Annotated in this window: 1 tRNA gene; it reads left to right on the top strand. The window is 44.0% G+C overall.

What is annotated here, in order from left to right:
• Positions 1 to 121 precede the first annotated feature (121 nt).
• Positions 122 to 197: transfer RNA gene (locus tag BN3349_RS11575), tRNA-Glu, on the top strand.
• Positions 198 to 232 lie beyond the last annotated feature (35 nt).

The following is a 232-nucleotide window of genomic DNA, read 5'->3' as shown; positions in this document are numbered from 1 at the left end:
AGGCAATATAGGAACAAAGCGCAAGAAAATTGCGAAAAAAAGACCGCACTTTTCAGTTACCCTCCTAGGCCGGGTAATCGTAAATAAGAAGTGTGAGCGGTTAAAATTATCTTTAACTGTTGTCCCCATCGTCTAGAGGCCTAGGACATCGCCCTTTCACGGCGGTAACCGGGGTTCGAATCCCCGTGGGGACGCCATTTAAAGATGATTTTATTGTCTTATTTTGTTCTTT

Origin of the sequence: Necropsobacter massiliensis (genome assembly GCF_000827595.2) — a bacterium.
Lineage (GTDB): Bacteria > Pseudomonadota > Gammaproteobacteria > Enterobacterales > Pasteurellaceae > Necropsobacter > Necropsobacter massiliensis.
The sequence above is the reverse complement of the archived record's forward strand: the minus strand, read 5'-3'. Positions and strand labels throughout refer to the sequence as shown.